General features: G+C 40.7%; 11 protein-coding genes. 6 read left to right on the forward strand and 5 right to left on the reverse strand.

Features of this window, described 5'->3' with window-relative positions; genetic code table 11:
* The first annotated feature begins 11 nt into the window (after window positions 1–11).
* The 3 genes from CYCPU_RS0107295 to CYCPU_RS0107305 are packed head-to-tail and all read left to right on the forward strand — an operon-like array spanning window position 12 to window position 6,989.
* Window positions 12–983 (forward strand): ABC transporter substrate binding protein, encoded by a 972-nt coding sequence (locus CYCPU_RS0107295; protein WP_015006233.1) that lies wholly within the window; start codon window positions 12–14, stop codon window positions 981–983.
* Window positions 976–5,439 (forward strand): EAL domain-containing protein, encoded by a 4,464-nt coding sequence (locus CYCPU_RS0107300; protein WP_020162362.1) that lies wholly within the window; start codon window positions 976–978, stop codon window positions 5,437–5,439. The genes CYCPU_RS0107295 and CYCPU_RS0107300 overlap by 8 nt, the downstream gene beginning before the upstream one ends.
* A 26-nt stretch (window positions 5,440–5,465) precedes the next feature.
* Window positions 5,466–6,989, forward strand: a complete 1,524-nt coding sequence (locus tag CYCPU_RS0107305) for a fumarate hydratase (protein WP_020162363.1) — start codon at window positions 5,466–5,468, stop codon at window positions 6,987–6,989.
* 69 nt (window positions 6,990–7,058) lie between these two features.
* Here the strand turns inward: CYCPU_RS0107305 and parC are convergent, their stop codons facing one another.
* Window positions 7,059–9,302, reverse strand: a complete 2,244-nt coding sequence (parC, locus tag CYCPU_RS0107310) for a DNA topoisomerase IV subunit A (protein ID WP_020162364.1) — start codon at window positions 9,300–9,302, stop codon at window positions 7,059–7,061.
* A gap of 9 nt (window positions 9,303–9,311) precedes the next feature.
* Window positions 9,312–11,198, reverse strand: a complete 1,887-nt coding sequence (parE, locus tag CYCPU_RS0107315; RefSeq protein ID WP_015006237.1) for a DNA topoisomerase IV subunit B — start codon at window positions 11,196–11,198, stop codon at window positions 9,312–9,314.
* Between the two features lie 204 nt (window positions 11,199–11,402).
* Between parE and CYCPU_RS0107320 the strand changes: the two genes are divergently transcribed.
* A complete protein-coding gene (locus CYCPU_RS0107320) occupies window positions 11,403–14,003 on the forward strand; it encodes a sensor domain-containing protein (RefSeq protein ID WP_408639740.1) in 2,601 nt (866 codons plus the stop codon).
* Window positions 14,004–14,019: 16 nt separating this feature from the next.
* Here CYCPU_RS0107320 and CYCPU_RS0107325 read toward each other — a convergent pair whose 3' ends face one another.
* The 3 genes from CYCPU_RS0107325 to CYCPU_RS0107335 all read right to left on the reverse strand — a co-directional run bounded on the left by CYCPU_RS0107325 (window position 14,020) and on the right by CYCPU_RS0107335 (window position 16,424).
* On the reverse strand, window positions 14,020–14,601 hold the full coding sequence (locus CYCPU_RS0107325; RefSeq protein WP_020162366.1) for a DUF3501 family protein: 582 nt from the start codon (window positions 14,599–14,601) through the stop codon (window positions 14,020–14,022).
* Between the two features lie 16 nt (window positions 14,602–14,617).
* A complete protein-coding gene (locus tag CYCPU_RS0107330) occupies window positions 14,618–15,943 on the reverse strand; it encodes a heterodisulfide reductase-related iron-sulfur binding cluster (RefSeq protein ID WP_016390069.1) in 1,326 nt (441 codons plus the stop codon).
* A gap of 61 nt (window positions 15,944–16,004) precedes the next feature.
* On the reverse strand, window positions 16,005–16,424 hold the full coding sequence (locus CYCPU_RS0107335) for a rubrerythrin family protein (protein WP_015006241.1): 420 nt from the start codon (window positions 16,422–16,424) through the stop codon (window positions 16,005–16,007).
* Window positions 16,425–16,628: 204 nt separating this feature from the next.
* On the opposite strand from CYCPU_RS0107335, the gene CYCPU_RS0107340 reads away from it, so the two are divergent.
* Window positions 16,629–16,853 carry an exodeoxyribonuclease VII small subunit gene (locus CYCPU_RS0107340; protein WP_015006242.1) on the forward strand — a complete coding sequence of 75 codons (225 nt, stop codon included), beginning with the start codon at window positions 16,629–16,631 and terminating at the stop codon, window positions 16,851–16,853.
* A gap of 21 nt (window positions 16,854–16,874) precedes the next feature.
* A complete protein-coding gene (locus CYCPU_RS0107345; RefSeq protein WP_020162367.1) occupies window positions 16,875–17,759 on the forward strand; it encodes a polyprenyl synthetase family protein in 885 nt (294 codons plus the stop codon).
* The last annotated feature ends 44 nt before the right edge of the window (window positions 17,760–17,803 follow it).

The following is a 17,803-nucleotide window of genomic DNA, read 5'->3' on the forward strand; positions in this document are numbered from 1 at the left end:
GATTAAACAACATGATATATTTTAAGATATTTTATAGTACCGCTCTACTTGCCATACTTTTTTATACAACGACAATACTTGCTGATGACACATTAGAAGCTAGCGCTACCTTCAACATCACTGTTGTTTACCCTGATGTTAGAAAACCTTATAGTACACTTTTTGAATCTATTATTAGTGGCATTAAGGAACAGCCTAAGCTAAACGTACAAACACAATTAATGGATAACTCAATGCTGGAGACAGATATCCTAAATTCTCTTAGACAAGAGAGCCCAGACGCTGTTATTTTATTAGGTGGCGGCAGGCGAGCACTACAAGAAAAAATAAACTCTCTTTATAAAACAACCTATGGTGCCTTATTTCTTTCTGACCATGATATCAACAATGGCCGTTATGGCATTTCTATGACCCCAGACCCCACTCTTCTCTTTTCTGAATTAAAAAAAATACAACCAACAGTCAAGGAAATTCATGTTGTTTTTGATCCAAAAACTAATGGTTGGTTAGTTCAAAGAGCCATTGAAAACACCCCGAACACAGGAATAACCGTCATTCCATACGAAGCCTCAAGTTTGCAACAAGCGGCCCTAATTTATAAAGAGATTGCTCGCAATAATGACCATACTAACAGTGCTTTATGGCTTATACACCATGATCCCACCTTTGATAGTAAAAGCTTATTACCACGAATTTTATCGGACGCTTGGAAATATCAACAAGTCGTCATATCCACTAACCCCTCACATGTACGAAGAGGGGCTTTATTATCACTGCTACCAGATAGTCAACAAATAGGAAGAGATTTAGCCACCACCACAGTTCGATTATTAAGTGGGCAAAAAGCATCGCCCGTTACGCCAATGCAGTCATCCCTAGTTGTTGCGAACCTTAGAACAGCCAAACATCTTCCAAACACCATTCGTTTAGATCAAAAAACCAATTTTGCTTTGACCTACCCAAGAGCCTCAGCAAATGATTAAAACGTTTTACAAATTTTTAACACAACGTAGTTTTAAAAACCTCCTAACGACAACCTACTTTATTGGCATCATACTTTTAATATCCATTGCCACTTTAATCACCTCCAATTTATCGTCTAAAAGTGTTCATGACAGCCTTAATCAAACTGGACTCCAGCTTGTTGAGTCATTAGGAAATAACAGTCGCATCGCCCTTCTCTATCTCAGTCAGGATGAAGCTGAATTAGTCGTAGAATCAATCCTCTCCTTCCCGGATGTTAAAGCAGCAGGGATCTATGATGACAAAATGCAAGTAATCTACCAAAGTAGTGACCTGTTAAGTGCAGGCACTAACACCTTACCAGTAGAATCAACGTCTTTAGATTATGAAAATGAGCATGAGTGGAGCTATAGCTCACCTGTTTATAGTACGCTCGATGAAGAAACATTACTTTATTCAGATAGTGAATTTAAGCCAGAACTTCTAGGTTACGTGCGCCTAACGGTTGGAAAAAATGTACTCAGGTCGCTTAAAAGTGATTTTTATAAGTACAACTTAATGGTGATAGGTAGCTTAGCCCTATTATTATTGTGGGCTCTTTTATTCATCACAAAACGTATTAGCAAACCAATCGATAATTTAGCTAAAAATATGCTAAATGCTGCTCAAGGCAAGCGAACTGAACGCAAAGGTATCGGTAGCACAGAAGACATTATGCGCATGGAACAAGCCTTTACAGACATGATGCATATTTTGGAAAATCGTGAACAAGAACTCATTACTACGCGTGACATCGCTATTGAGGCAGCTAAAGTCAAAAGCGAGTTTGCCGCCAATGTCAGTCATGAACTGAGAACGCCTTTAAATGGTATTTCAGGCATGCTAGAACTATTATCTGATATGGACCTTAACGTCCAACAGAAAGAATACCTAAAGGTTGCCTCTAGCAGTGCAAATTCATTACTAAGCCTTATCGATGATGTTTTAGATTTTTCCAAATATAACCAACAAGATGTCGACTTACACGAAGAATCGTTTAATTTACGTAACACGTTGGAAAACTCCATTACCCTACTCAGCGCTCAAACTCAGCACAAAAACATTTCTATCGCCTATTTTTTAGATGCCGATGTACCTCTTCATCTAATTGCTGATGAGTTGAGGCTCCAACAAATCATACAAAATTTACTCGGTAACGCCATTAAATTCACTCCGGCTGGTGAGGTGAGCATTTCTATCTCAACCTCAGCATTGAATGAAAACAACCTAACCTTATTATTTGAAGTAAAAGACACCGGCGTTGGTATCCCTCAAGAAGTTCAAAATAAAATTTTCACTGCCTTCTCTCAAGCCGATAACTCTACTACTCGAGAATATGGTGGAACAGGCTTAGGGCTTGCCATCAGCCGACAGCTAGTCACTATTTTTGGCGGTGAAATGGGCGTAAAAAGCAAAGTTGGTAAAGGCAGCACTTTTTGGTTTACTGCTAATTTTACTGTCGACATGCAAGCCGAAGCCTTTGAACTATCAAGCACTCAAATATCACCCACTCAACCTAATGTTTTAACGGTTAGCGATGATGATTTTTCTCACCGTTTTATCGTTCAACAATTTCAAGCATCACCTTTTCATGCCGACCATGTCACTGATGGGATGACAGCTATAAAGAAACTGCGTCAACACGAAACTTTATCAAAGCCTTACGATTATATTTTAATTGATAATCTTCGTTCAAACATTAGCCAAACAGCCTTAATTCGTATGATTAACGCTGACCATACTTTAGCCAACACAAAGATAATTGTCCTCATCGCTAACCAGTCAAGTCAGCTTAATGCAACAAAAGAGCTCAACGTATTTGGGCATATTACTAAACCAATTAAACAATCTGATTTATTATTGCATTTACACTCAACCGTTGAATCAAAACCAACATTATTACCTGAACAGCAAGCACTCAAAGAACCCCTACCAGACTATTCATTTAAGAAAATTCTTGTTGTTGAAGACAATAAAGCGAATCAACTGGTTGCTAAAGCCATGCTAGAACGCTTCCACTGTAATGTAACCTTGGCTAACGATGGTCTTGAGGCATTAGAGCTTTTTTCCAGCCAGTCCTTTGACCTTATTTTGATGGACTGTCAAATGCCAGAGATGGATGGTTATGAAGCAACATTCCAAATACGTGAACTTGAAACTGTCGACAAACACACACCTATCGTTGCACTAACAGCCAACAAACAAAACGCTGACCGAGAACAATGTATCGCGGCGGGAATGGATGACTTCATGTCAAAACCATTAACACTGCCCACATTAAAAACCACCTTACAGAAATGGGTTACGCAAGAAGCTGCACAAACCAACCCTATCGAGGACAGTGAAGACAAACCTCTCATACAAACAGTCTTGGATGAAAAAACATATTTAAAACGGCAACAAAACCTTGGAGCTGAGTTCAAAACTACTTTACAGTCTTTCCTTGAGCAAACCCCTCTCAGCTTATCCCGCTTAACAGATAGTGTCTCAAAGCTCGATAGGATTGCTATAAAACGTCTTGCAGAATCTGTTAAAAATAGCGCTTTCGATATTGCTGCACTACGCCTTTCACAAGCCTGCAAGAAATTAGAAAGTGCTTGTGATGATGGAGAAGCTAAATTTCTAGGCCTTCAACATAAAATAATTCTATTTGAGGCTGAGTTAGTTATCAAAGAAGTCTCTATAAGACTAAACAACAGTGAGACTGAAAACCCAGTCGTCAGTCAACACCTTAACCCTGCTAGGGTTTTATTAATAAACGCTGACAAAAGAGACCGCTTTTTAATCAAAAATGCCTTGGAAGATAGTGGCCACAATGTAGATGAAGTAATTAACAATTATCAGGGGATGCTTTATTGCGAACGAAATAAACCTGATATCGTTATTTTAAATCATGATTTATCTCATGATGACATTGAGCTTGTCAAAACGTGTGAGGTTTTTAATAGCAGCGGTATTCCTTTCACTATCACCTCAAACTTAGAGAGTGAAACCTCGATTAATAATGCATTTAAAATGGGAGCACTCGATTATTTTTCAACACCATTAAACTTGTCTCTTTTTATTCATCGGATTAATCGAATATTAGCCACCAAACAAACTGAAAAACAAATATTTAACTTAGCGCATAAAGATCATTTAACAGGCCTAATGAACAGGTCTTTATTTACTAAGAAAGTTTCTGAGCTGATCAACAAACACGAGCGCGAGCATAAAATAATGGCCGTTATTTTCCTCGATTTAGACCGTTTCAAATTAGTCAATGATTCCTATGGCCATGAAGCCGGCGATTTACTGCTTAAAATTGTTGCTGAGCGCCTCTCAAGAAGTGTTAGAGATGTCGATATCATTTCAAGGTTTGGTGGTGATGAATTTGTTGTCGCTTTAACCGATGTTAAATCACATCAAATAATCGAAACCCTAGCACGTAAAATACAAAACAACCTCTCAAGGCCCTTTGTTTTCTTAGAGAAAGAAATGCACGTTAGCGCCAGTCTTGGCATCAGTGTCTATCCAAGTAGCGGCAAGACGGTCAGTAACCTGATAAAGAACGCCGATATTGCCATGTATTTATCCAAGCAATCAAAAAGCCCTTACGTCTTCTTTGACGATACGATGTCCGAGAGCATTAACCAACGTTTAGTCATAGAAAATGAACTACGTAATGTTATTTTACGCGATGAATTAAAGGTTTTTTATCAGCCACAATTTAGCGCCACAAACGGCGAGCTTATCGGTATGGAAGCCCTCGTCCGCTGGCAACACCCTAAAAAAGGCCTAATTCCACCGAATAACTTTATCGGTTTAGCTGAAGAAACAGGGCAGATTCATATGATTGGCGAGTGGGTTATGGAAACAGCCTGCAAAACGTTAAAAAACTGGATTGACCGAGGGGCAAAACCAATTAGAGTTGCCGTTAATTTATCTACACTTCAGCTAGAAGATGACGGCATCGTAAACAAAATATCGTCTATTCTAGAAACCACTCGGCTTCCACATAAGCTTCTTGAATTAGAAATAACTGAAAGCTCCGTTATGAATAACGAACAACTGATGATTGAAAAGCTAAACACATTAAAAGAGTTAGGTATCAAACTTGCCATTGATGACTTTGGAACGGGCTACTCTTCTTTAAGTTACTTAAAACGTTTGCCAATTAATTTATTAAAAATTGACCGCTCATTTGTTAATAACTGCCTGCTTAACTCAATAGATTCTGACATTATACGGACGATTATTATTTTGGCTCACAGTATGGGTATCGATGTCATTGCAGAGGGAGTTGAAACAGAACAGCAAAGCACGCTTCTAAAAAGCCTCAATTGTGATTTCGTACAAGGCTATTTATTTGGCAAGCCAATGCCTAGTGAAGAGTTCGAAAAGCTTATTTTCAACAACGTAAGAGATAACGTATACCCGATCACTTTGTTACAATAAGTTTTTTAACCAAACAGGGTGTTTTAATGACCATTATCAAACAAAATGACCTTATTGAAAGTATCGCAGCTGCTTTTCAATTTATCTCTTATTATCACCCAAAGGACTACATTCAAGCGTTAGGCCAAGCGTATGAGTTAGAAGAGTCACCCGCTGCAAAGGATGCAATGGCACAAATTCTTCTTAATTCACGCATGTGTGCGATGGACCACCGGCCCATCTGTCAGGATACCGGTATAGCAAATATATTTTTGGAAATCGGCATGAATGTCCAATGGGACAGCAGCATGAGCGTCGAAGATATGTGTAATGAAGGAGTAAGACAAGCTTACCTCCACCCCGACAATGTATTAAGAGCCTCTATCGTCTCTGACCCATTAGGCGCAAGAAAAAACACAGGCGATAACACGCCCGCCGCTATTCACATGAAAGTAGTGCCGGGTGATACCGTCAGCATTCATGTTGCCGCTAAAGGCGGTGGCTCTGAGAATAAATCTAAATTTGTCATGCTGAACCCGAGTGACAGCCTTGTAGATTGGGTACTTAAAACGGTACCTACCATGGGGGCTGGCTGGTGCCCACCTGGCATTTTAGGTATTGGTGTTGGTGGCACTGCGGAAATGGCCATGAAACTAGCCAAAGAATCGTTAATGGAGCATGTTGACATTCAAGAGCTTAAAGACCGTGGCCCCAGCAATCGTGCCGAAGAACTTCGCCTAGAGCTATACGAAAAAGTTAATGCTCTCGGTATAGGTGCACAAGGCCTTGGTGGTTTAACAACAGTGTTAGACGTAAAAATCAACCATATGCCCACACATGCCGCGTCTCTACCTGTCGCAATGATTCCAAATTGCGCGGCAACTCGTCACGCACACTTTGTTCTCGACGGATCTGGCCCATCCTATATAGAACCACCCAAGCTTGAAGATTGGCCAGAAATTGCCTGGGCACCCGATGCAAAAACTAAACACGTTAATCTGGATACTGTCACTGAAGAAGAAACGCATACTTGGCAGCCTGGCGACCGTCTACTGTTAACTGGTCACATGTTAACCGGCCGCGATGCTGCACATAAGCGCATTGCTGACATGTTTGCCAAGGGTGAAAAGTTACCAGACGGTGTTGATTTCAAAAATCGTTTTATTTACTACGTTGGCCCAGTTGACCCTGTGAAAGGTGAAGTTGTTGGTCCAGCAGGCCCAACAACAGCAACCCGTATGGATAAATTTACCGAGATGATGCTCGATAAAACCGGCTTACTGGGTATGATTGGAAAAGCTGAACGTGGTCCTGATGGTATTGCCGCCATTAAAAAACATAAAGCCACCTATTTAATGGCTGTTGGAGGCGCTGCTTATCTTGTCTCTAAAGCAATAAAAGAAGCTAAAGTTATCGCTTTTGATGACTTAGGAATGGAAGCTATCCGAGAGTTTTATGTTGAAGACATGCCCGTAACCGTAGCAGTCGACTCTACCGGTGAATCAGTACATAAAACAGGCCCTGCTTTATGGCAGTCGAAAATTGCTGGTATTCCGGTCGTTAGTGAATAAAAAGTTCGACACACACAAAAAGCCAAGCGTTATGCTTGGCTTTTTTGTGTTTTCTCTTTTTTCTATCACTTAATTCTTGTTAAGTAATTCAATGGAACCTGGGTTTTGAAAACCACGTGGTAATTTAACACCACGCTGGGCCCGTTTTCCCTTATAAGCATCTAAATCAGATAATTTCAAATTAATATGTCGTTTACCCGCATTAATACGAATAGCTTGCTGCTCATTGACCACACAAAAACCGATCACTTTATCATCTCCTGATTTTAAATCTTTAGTCGGGATTTGAATCAGCTTATTTCCTTTACCACGGCTTAATACCGGCACTTCACTCACAGGGAATATTAATAACCGGCCTTGTTTACTGACAATCGCAACCCAGCCCTCTTCAGCCTCGTATAACGCTGGTGATAGTAGCTTTGCACCTTCTGGTATCGTTAATAAAGCCTTACCTGCTTTATTTTTAGTTTGTAAGTCATTCAGCTTTGTAACAAAACCATAGCCAGCATCAGATGCCAGCATAATATGCTCATCTACACCTGCAATAACATCCGTAAACATAGAACCGGCAGGTGGTTTCAAACTACCGGTGATCGGCTCGCCTTGCCCACGCGCTGATGGCAACCCATGAACTGGTAAGTTATATACCCTGCCTGTTGAGTCTAAAAAGTAAACCCAGTGATTGCTGCGGCCTTTTGCCGATGCTAAGTATTCGTCACCTGACCTAAACGTTAAACTCTTTGGGTCAATATCATGGCCCTTAGCGGCACGAACCCAGCCTTTTTGTGAAATAACAACCGTCATAGGCTCATTGGGAATAAGCGCTCGCTCATCTAACGCCTGTGCTGCTGACCGATTGACAATCGGCGAGCGCCGAACATCTCCATACAATTGAGCGTCTGCCTGAATTTCTTTTTTAACCAATGTCCGCAAACGTTGTTTTGAGCCTAGAATTTTTTCTAACTCATCACGCTCCTTCGTCAATTCTTCCTGTTCTGCACGAATTTTAAACTCTTCTAACTTTGCTAACTGACGCAATTTAATCTCAAGAATCGCATGTGCCTGAACATCAGTAATATTAAATTGCTGCATTAATGCATCTTTAGGATGATCCTCTTCTCGAATAACCCGAATGACTTCATCAATATTTAAATAGACAATCAATAACCCATCTAAAATATGTAAGCGATCATTTACTTTATCTAAACGATGCTCCAAACGTTTTCTAACGGTTTCAAGCCGATAAGTTAACCACTCCGCTAATAATACTTTCAAGTTTTTAACTTGCGGTTTTCCACTTAAGCCGATTACATTGAAATTGACACGGTAGGTTCGCTCTAAATCGGTTGTTGCGAAAAGGTGCGACATTAATTGTTCGACACCGACTCGTTTAGAGCGCGGCACAATAACTAATCGTGTTGGGTTTTCATGGTCTGATTCGTCTCGTAAATCTTCTACTATAGGTAGCTTTTTGGCACGCATCTGTGACGCAACTTGTTCCAGCACTTTCGCCCCAGATACTTGATATGGCAGCGCAGTCACAATAATTTGACCCTGCTCCATTTCATAACGCGCTCTCGCACGTAGACCACCTGAGCCTTTTTCATACATTGCACGAATCTCATCACGCGACGTGATTATTTCGGCCTCTGTCGGAAAGTCCGGTCCTTTTATATGTTCCATCAGCGTATCGATATCTGCCTTTGGTTCATCCAATAGGCGGATACAAGCGCTCGCCACTTCATTTAAATTATGTGGCGGTATATCTGTGGACATCCCTACGGCAATCCCTGTCACACCATTTAATAATAAATTGGGTAAGCGTGCGGGTAACAACTTAGGCTCTTGTAAAGTGCCATCAAAATTATCGGTCCACTCAACCGTGCCGTGCCCTAACTCGCTCAACAAACTGTTTGAATAAGGCGCTAAGCGTGATTCTGTATAACGCATCGCCGCAAAAGACTTTGGGTCATCTGGTGAGCCCCAGTTTCCTTGCCCATCTACCAATGGGTAACGGTAAGCAAACGGTTGCGCCATGTGCACCATCGCTTCATAGCAAGCGCTATCACCATGCGGATGGAATTTACCCAGTACATCACCCACTGTTCGCGCTGATTTTTTAAATTTTGCGTTATTAGATAAGCCTAATTCAGACATCGCATAGACGATACGGCGCTGAACAGGTTTAAGACCATCTGCGATATGTGGCAATGCACGGTCTAAAATAACGTACATGGAATAGTCCAAATACGCTTTTTCAGTAAATGTTTTTAATGGCAGCGTTTCAATGTTTTCAAAAGATGTTGTCGTCATAATGTTCTCTTATATATCTGCCAAATTACCACTTTCTTCTAACCATGCTTTACGGTCTGAAGCACGTTTTTTTGCAAGTAACATATCCATTTTGGCATGGGTTTGATCACCCGATGTCATATCTAGTCTCACTAAGCGACGTGTATCCGGGTCAAGTGTAGTCACCCGAAGTTGAGCAGGGTTCATTTCACCTAAGCCTTTGAAACGTTGTACATTAATTTTGCCTTTTAATTTTTCAGCCGCAATACGATCTAACACACCTTCTTTCTCGGCTTCATCTAGGGCGTAAAACACCTGCTTACCCACATCAACTCGGTATAAAGGCGGCATCGCCACATAAATGTGCCCTGCTTCGACCAATGCCGAAAAATGCCGAACAAATAAAGCACATAACAGAGTGGCAATATGTAGCCCATCAGAGTCCGCATCGGCAAGAATGCAAATTTTATTGTAACGTAAGGATTTTAAATCTAAGGAGCCGGGCTCCACACCGATTGCTATTGAAATATTGTGTACTTCTTCCGAGGCTAAAACATCAGCAGGGTCTACTTCCCAGGTATTTAAAATCTTTCCTCGTAACGGCATAATAGCTTGAAACTCACGATCACGCGCCTGTTTAGCAGAGCCGCCTGCAGAGTCCCCCTCAACTAAAAATAGTTCAGAACGATCGGAGTCTTGGGATGAACAGTCTGCTAACTTTCCTGGCAAAGCTGGGCCGCTGGTCACTTTTTTACGAATAACTTTTTTACCCGCACGTTGCCTATTTTGTGCACGTTGAATAGCAATCTGGGCAATTTCTTCACCTATAGCGGGGTGTTGATTTAACCATAGACTAAAACTATCTTTAGCCGTTCCCGAGACAAAAGCTGCACATTCTCTAGATGTCAGCCTTTCTTTTGTTTGGCCTGAAAACTGTGGGTCTTCTAACTTGATAGATAGCACATAATGACAGCGCTCCCAGACATCATCTGGCGTAATTTTAACCCCGCGCGGGAGTAACGATTGGAATTCGCAGAACTCTCTGACCGCTTCGGTCAATCCTGTGCGTAAACCATTAACATGCGTACCACCTTGTGATGTAGGCACCAAGTTTACATAACTTTCAGTAATCCCTTCACCGGCATCGGTTGACCAAGCAACTGCCCACTCAACCGATTCGCGTTCGCTACTCGCACCCGACACAAAGCCTTCTGGCGGCAATAAAGTTAAATGTTTTAATTCACCTAATAAATAATCGGTTAGGCCATTTTGATAAAACCACTCTAATTTTTCAGCATTGATTTCATCCTTCAAATAAATATGCAAACCAGGGCAAAGGACGGCTTTGGCTCGAAGTACATGTTTCAACTTAGATAACGAAATCACAGCCGAGTCAAAATAAACAGGGTCTGGCTTAAAATGAACAGATGTACCGGTGTTTCGCTGTCCTACTGTTCCAAGCTCTGTCAAATCTGCTACTTTGATACCATTCTCAAAAGCCATGTGCCAACGCTTACCAGTACGCTTAACTTCCACATCAACCCGAGATGACAACGCATTAACCACAGAAATGCCGACGCCGTGCAAACCACCAGAAAATTGATAGTTTTTATTTGAAAACTTTCCGCCAGCGTGCAAACGGGACAGAATTAATTCGACACCTGGAACACCATGTTCTGGGTGAACATCCACTGGCATCCCTCGTCCATCATCGTCAATTTTGACCGAGCCATCTTTATATAAAGTTACGACTATTTCACTTGCAAAACCCGCAATTGCTTCATCGACACTATTATCAAGTACCTCCTGTACTAAATGATTAGGTCTCACCGTGTCGGTATACATCCCCGGTCTTTTTTTAACTGGGTCGAGCCCCGTTAGGACTTCAATGTCAGAAGCTTCGTATTGACTATTCATAAACTGGGTTAATGACTCGTTAAAGTATAAAATGAAGGTCGGATTCTAACCACTAAGCCCACTTCTAACAAGCTCGCTTGTCGTATCTAACCATATTACTGATGCTAATACTCATACACGCTATTGCTTTAAGCGCTCACTTGAATAATAAATTTTTTAAACTAGTATAAATATGATAATTATAAATATAATGACGCTAAGGAAATGGCTACTTTGAAAGATAGAATTTTACTATTTAACAATATTAATGACACGCTGACCCTACCCGTCTCAGCGTATCATCGATTAACAAAATCACTCAACTTAGTTTTAGAGTTCCTAGGTGCTGATCGTTGCTCACTGATTTATCCTTGTACAGCCAATGCTTCAACACATATCATCCCCATTGAGGTAACCACAGCCAACTACCCTGGTGCCAATAAATTAAAAACCGACCTCTCAACAACCTCACTTTTTAAGCATATTAGCCAAACTGTTGAACATACAACCGAGCCGGTCTCCTTTGACCTTAACAATATCGAGTCAACTCAATTATCAAACGTATATAAAGACTTCTCTATAAAAGCACAAATCGTTAAGCTTATTGAGCTACCTGACGGTGAAAAGTGGGGTCTCTCACTTCATCAATGTAATTCAACACGGATTTGGGACGCTGAAACGAAAGATATAATAAATTCAGTCGCCGAGATGATCTGTCCTATTCTTTCAACGCTTGTAGATATTCCAACACTCTTAAGCCTTGTTGAGTCTGCAACAGAGGCGATAGACAACTCCTCATTGCCGCAAGTGCTATACAACATGGATAGGAAAATTGCATATGCTAATGAGGCCTATTGCCAATTGCATAAACGCGATTTAAATGATTTGCTACACCAGCATGGTAAACAATTTTTCTCCGAAGAAGAGCACGATAGGTACGATCAGCTTTTTGACGATATTTTAAAATACGGTAACGCAAACAATAATAGTACAAAAACCACAGGGGATGGTGAAACTATTCACACCGAATTTCACGGCTCCTTATTGAATTATAATGGTAGCCGACACTATCATGTTTCGCTCTATGACCAGACCGAAAAAATTAGAAACCAGCAACAACTCCAATCATACAGTGATATCCAACACGCTATTATGGAAGCCAGTGATGACGGTATGCTGGTCGAAGATACTGATAGAAAAGCTATCGCCATTAACCAGACTTTTTTTAATACCTTTGATATTCCACCCAGCTTACTAAAAGAAAAGAACAACCAAACACTAGAAATGTTAAAGGCTGGCATGGATAAAATGCAAGACGCTGAAAAGATCGCGCAAAATGTGTTGTCCTTAAGCCCTTCTTCAGAGGTTAAGACATCAACACTCATTTATTTAAAAAATGGCACGATATTAGATTTAGCGTCTTTCCCTTTAATTCACGACAAGACCATCAAAGGGCGTGTTTGGTACTTTAAAGACATCACAGAAAACACCCTGCTTACACAAAAGCTAGGCTTCGAAGCAACACATGACCCCCTAACAAAACTCGTTAATCGTCGTGGTTTCGATGAAGAACTTAGTCGCTCTATTAATGACTTAAAAGACAGTAATGCCGTTCATGCTTTACTCTACCTTGATTTAGACCAATTCAAAATAATCAATGATAGTAGTGGCCATGCAGCAGGAGATATGGCACTTATTGAAGTCAGTCAATTACTCTTAAAACAAGTCCGCTCGGCCGACCTGCTCGCAAGAGTAGGTGGTGATGAGTTTTGCATTTTATTAAAAGACTGCCCACCCGATGCAGCTCATGCATTAGGTGAACAAATCAGACAAGATATCGAAGACTTTATTTTCATATCCGGCGATAAAGAATATAACCTAGGCGTCAGTATTGGCATTGTTACCATTGATAAGAGCTTTAATTCATATGAAGATGTTCTCAAACTGGCTGACACATCGTGTTACCTTGCTAAAGAGGCAGGGCGTAACCAAATTCACATCCACACGAATGCAGATCAAGCAGTTGCGTTACGATTACAACAAAATAATATAGTCAGTCAAATAAATGATGCACTTAAGGCCAATCGTTTCGAGTGTTATGTACAAAAAATACGCACTGTTTCTAACGAAGACTCCAATACCAAAAATACGCTCTCAAATTATGAAGTATTGGTTCGTATGCTCGATGCAGATGGCAGTATTATCGCACCCAATGTGTTTTTGCCTGCTGCAGAACGCTATAAGTTAATGTATAAAATTGATCATTGGGTTATAAAAAACTCTATTCAGGCAATGGCAACCATTCAAGAGCAAGTCGACTGGTTTAGCATCAATCTATCAGGGCAGACCATCGCCCACCAAGGTAGCTTTGAGCTCATCAAAAAGTGTATCGATGACGCCAACATCCCTCCCCAAAAGATTTGTTTCGAAATAACTGAAACAGCCGCTATTACTAACCCTGAGTTTGGAGTGAGTTTCCTAAATAAATTACAACAACTAGGTTGCTTAATTGCCTTGGATGACTTTGGCTCCGGTCTATCATCGTATGAGTACCTCAAGCGATTGCCCGCTGACATTCTTAAAAGTGATGGTCAATTTATTCAAAACATGCTCTACAATCCTTTGGACCTTGCGATGGTGAAGTCTATTAACGAAATTTCACACATCATGGGGAAAAAGACTGTAGGAGAGTTTGTTGAAAACGAAGCAACGCTCAAAAAAATAAAAGATATTGGGATTGATTTTGCACAGGGCTTCTATCTTGATACCCCAAAGCCTCTTCGCACCATATTAGAAGCCCACCCCATGCAAATCACTCTAGAGTAAACGTAGCGTTTACTTATTAATCCAAATCACTCGCCAACGAGTTTCGTATATTATCAGGCACCGTCACCTCATGTTTATATGCTGGGTGATCAACACCTGCATTGATAATCGCACCGTTTTGCACCGCTTCCACCATCGGTCGGGTCAACTCAAAGCGTAAAAAATGAACGGAAGATGTTTTCTCATTCGTTTCACGTTCTAAGTCTTCATTAGCAATGGGGTGAACCTTATCAAAACCCGCTACTTGAATCCACGTCGCACGTTCAATACCAATCATTTTTTCCAGCGCCACTTTACGGTCACCAGCATTATCAAACTGAATCATCATTGTTGCTTTCCAGTTTTGCCCGTCAGGAATCAATGGGTTATAGGTTTCAATTTCTTCGATAATGCCCGCCGAGTCAAAGATTTTTTCGGCACGTAACATTTCTTGAACCTGGTAGCGCATGGTTAAATAGTCTTCAAAATGTAGGCTGACATTCTCCCCGATTCGCACTATTCGATTAAGTTTATGAGCACGAACCTTTTGCCTATATTCATCACGTTTATTCGAATACTCTTCAAGACCATACAGTTCTTCTTTAACTAGCTTTTTCATTTTCAACCTCTAATGTTCAAATGCCGTACGCTTGCTTTAGCAAACTAATAGGGCTCTTTACGTTTGACTCATCTTCCAAACCACTTGCAATGTGATCAGCTGCCATAGGGCAATCGCTTGAAAACACATCCGCTTCAGCCTTTTTCACTCGGTTTACAACCGGCTTTGCAATTTTTTTAGCTATATCATGGAACTCACTTTTTAGCGCATACGTTCCATCATGCCCAGAACACCGTTCTATCGCATTTACTGATGTATTTGGAATTAACTCTAATACCTCTTTCGTCTTTAATCCAATATTTTGAACCCGTAAATGACAAGCAACTTGATAAGAGACCTGCCCTAATTCACCTTTAAATTCTGTTTTTAATAAGTTCGATTTATGGCGAAGCATCAAATACTCAAATGGGTCGAAAATAGCATCACGCACTTTTGCTACCTCTTCATCATCTGGAAACATTAACGGCAACTCTTGTTTAAACATCAAAACACATGATGGCACAGGGGCAATTACATCCCAGCCCTCATCAATCAATTTAACAAGTTGTGGAATGTTATTGTTTTTTAAACGCTCTACCTCTTTAAGATCACCCAGTTCAAGCTTAGGCATACCACAACAGTTCTCTTTACTTGCCATCGTTACCGCAACATTATTATGCTCTAGCACATCAACCAAATCATTTACTAAATCTGGTCGATTATAGTTACCATAACAGGTGGTAAAAATAGCCACTTTTCCGGTTGTTTCTCCGCAAGCTTGCACACCCGAAGCATCATGTTTTTGCTGGGCAAATTTTTTCCTTGCTGTTTCGGTATGATAGGCTGGGATAACCGCTTCGTTATGAATCCCTAATTGGCTGTCTAAAACTCGTCGAATTGTCTTGTTCTGGTTCGCTGCATTCACCACATTAACAACGATGGGGATAGACGCTAATTTACCAATTCTATCGGTAGATGTAATTAATTTATCGCGTTGTTTGACTTCATTTTTTTCAAATTTAACGGCCTTCGCACGAAGCATTAAGTGTGGAAAATCCAAGTCCCATTCATGAGGAGGCACATAAGGGCATTTTGACATAAAGCACATGTCACATAGATAGCAATTATCGACCACATCCCAATAGACTTTTTTATCGACGCTATCGAGTTCCATTGTTTCTGACTCATCAATGACATCAAACAATAATGGAAACGCATTACATAAATTAAAACAACGACGACAACCATGACAAATATCAAACACACGATCTAATTCGTTGAATAAATTAGCCTCATCGTAAAAACTAGCGCCTTTCCAATCTATTGGATGCCTTGTGGGGGCCTCTAAGCTGCCTTCTCTCATTTATTTATCTCCAAAAAAAAGGAGAGCACATGCGTACCCTCCTTTTGATCTAAATCAACACTTAAGCGTTTAAGCTATCTAACGCTTTTTGGAAACGGTTCGCGTGTGAACGCTCCGCTTTTGCCAGTGTTTCAAACCAATCAGCAATTTCATCGTGACCTTCGTCACGTGCTGTTTTTGCCATACCTGGGTACATATCAGTGTACTCATGCGTCTCACCGGCAATCGCTGCTTTTAAGTTATCTTCAGTTCCACCAATTGGCAGACCTGTTGCTGGATCACCAGTTTCTTCTAAATATTCTAAGTGACCGTGTGCATGGCCTGTTTCACCTTCTGCAGTTGAACGGAAAACAGTAGACACATCGTTGTATCCTTCGATGTCTGCTTTGTTTGCGAAGTATAGGTAACGACGGTTTGCTTGTGACTCACCAGCAAACGCATCTTTTAAATTCTGTTCTGTTTGAGAACCTTTAAGTGACATAGTAATTCCTCTTAATAAGTTGAATGATATCAATTCTACCTTTAGACTGGGTCTAATAGTAAGCTCAAGATACGTTACCATCTATTTGATGTCAATATGATTGCTTCGTGCTAACTAACACGACAAGCATTTTAAAAAAATAGTGACCCTATCCAGTCTAGTTAAGGTAACGTATTTCCTTTTACAAAATCAACGACAAAACTAATGGCCAAAGCAAAAAAACTCGATTTAGAATCATCACTTCAATCCTTAGAAGAACTTGTTGACCGTATGGAAAATGGAGACTTGAGTCTCGAAGAATCACTAAAAGAGTTTGAATTAGGCATCAAGTTAATTCAATCCTGTCAAAAGTCACTTACAGACGCTGAACAAAAAGTTGAAACTCTATTAAACAGCTCCGCCTTGGCAAAACCCGTCGATTTCGATTAAATATTTAATTTACCCACAGCCATGACTGCTTTTAAAGACTTCCAAAGCGCCAAAACACAACAAATAGAAACCGCGCTAGCGCGCTATCTCCCCGCGAGTCACATTGAACCCAAGCGATTGCACGAAGCCATGCGTTATTCAACTCTTAATGGTGGCAAACGTATTCGAGCGATGCTCGTCTATGCGACTGGGAACTTACTTGAAATACAACAACCTATATTAGACAGCATAGCTAGCTCAATTGAGCTTATTCACGCTTATTCACTCATTCATGACGACCTTCCATCGATGGACGACGACGATTTACGTCGTGGCAAACCGAGTTGTCATAAAGCCTTTGACGAAGCAACTGCTATTTTAACCGGAGACGCGTTATTAACACTCGCCTTCAACGTGCTGGCAAAGGCGGATTGCAGCAATGAACAAAAAATAACCTGTATTCAACTGTTATCACAAGCTGCCGGTTCAAGAGGCATGGTCGGCGGCCAAGCCATTGATCTGGCTAATGAAGGAAAGTCCATTTCCATTGCTGAAATTGAAAACATGCACCTACATAAAACAGGGGCCTTGATCTGTAGCTGTATCACTTTAGTCGCAAGTTTAAAGTTTCAAACAACAGATAGCCAGTATCGCCACCTAAAACATTATGCAGAATGTATCGGACTGGCGTTTCAAGTACAAGATGATATTCTTGATGAAACCTCATCTACTTCAACACTCGGCAAAACACAAGGTAAAGACCGGCAAGCTGAGAAGTCCACATATCCTTCTATTTTAGGCTTAAAGGCTTCGAAACACTTAACCAAAGATTTGCATGACGAGGCTATACAAAGTCTTTCAAATTTTGATCACCGCGCTAATTACCTTAGGGATATCGCACAGTTCACTATCTCACGGATATCTTAAGTACATGGTCCTTAGACCAGTATTCACTTGCATAGTCTTTGCTT

It is taken from the genome of Cycloclasticus pugetii PS-1 (genome assembly GCF_000384415.1).
In the GTDB taxonomy this organism is placed as follows: Bacteria; Pseudomonadota; Gammaproteobacteria; order Methylococcales; family Cycloclasticaceae; genus Cycloclasticus; species Cycloclasticus pugetii.

Coding starts and splice junctions, on each gene's coding strand:
- CYCPU_RS0107295 (WP_015006233.1), top strand. CDS start 12: ATGATATATTTTAAGATATTTTATAGTACCGCTCTACTTGCCATACTT.
- CYCPU_RS0107300 (WP_020162362.1), top strand. CDS start 976: ATGATTAAAACGTTTTACAAATTTTTAACACAACGTAGTTTTAAAAAC.
- CYCPU_RS0107305 (WP_020162363.1), top strand. CDS start 5,466: ATGACCATTATCAAACAAAATGACCTTATTGAAAGTATCGCAGCTGCT.
- parC (WP_020162364.1), bottom strand. CDS start 9,302: ATGACGACAACATCTTTTGAAAACATTGAAACGCTGCCATTAAAAACA.
- parE (WP_015006237.1), bottom strand. CDS start 11,198: ATGAATAGTCAATACGAAGCTTCTGACATTGAAGTCCTAACGGGGCTC.
- CYCPU_RS0107320 (WP_408639740.1), top strand. CDS start 11,403: ATGGCTACTTTGAAAGATAGAATTTTACTATTTAACAATATTAATGAC.
- CYCPU_RS0107325 (WP_020162366.1), bottom strand. CDS start 14,601: ATGAAAAAGCTAGTTAAAGAAGAACTGTATGGTCTTGAAGAGTATTCG.
- CYCPU_RS0107330 (WP_016390069.1), bottom strand. CDS start 15,943: ATGAGAGAAGGCAGCTTAGAGGCCCCCACAAGGCATCCAATAGATTGG.
- CYCPU_RS0107335 (WP_015006241.1), bottom strand. CDS start 16,424: ATGTCACTTAAAGGTTCTCAAACAGAACAGAATTTAAAAGATGCGTTT.
- CYCPU_RS0107340 (WP_015006242.1), top strand. CDS start 16,629: ATGGCCAAAGCAAAAAAACTCGATTTAGAATCATCACTTCAATCCTTA.
- CYCPU_RS0107345 (WP_020162367.1), top strand. CDS start 16,875: ATGACTGCTTTTAAAGACTTCCAAAGCGCCAAAACACAACAAATAGAA.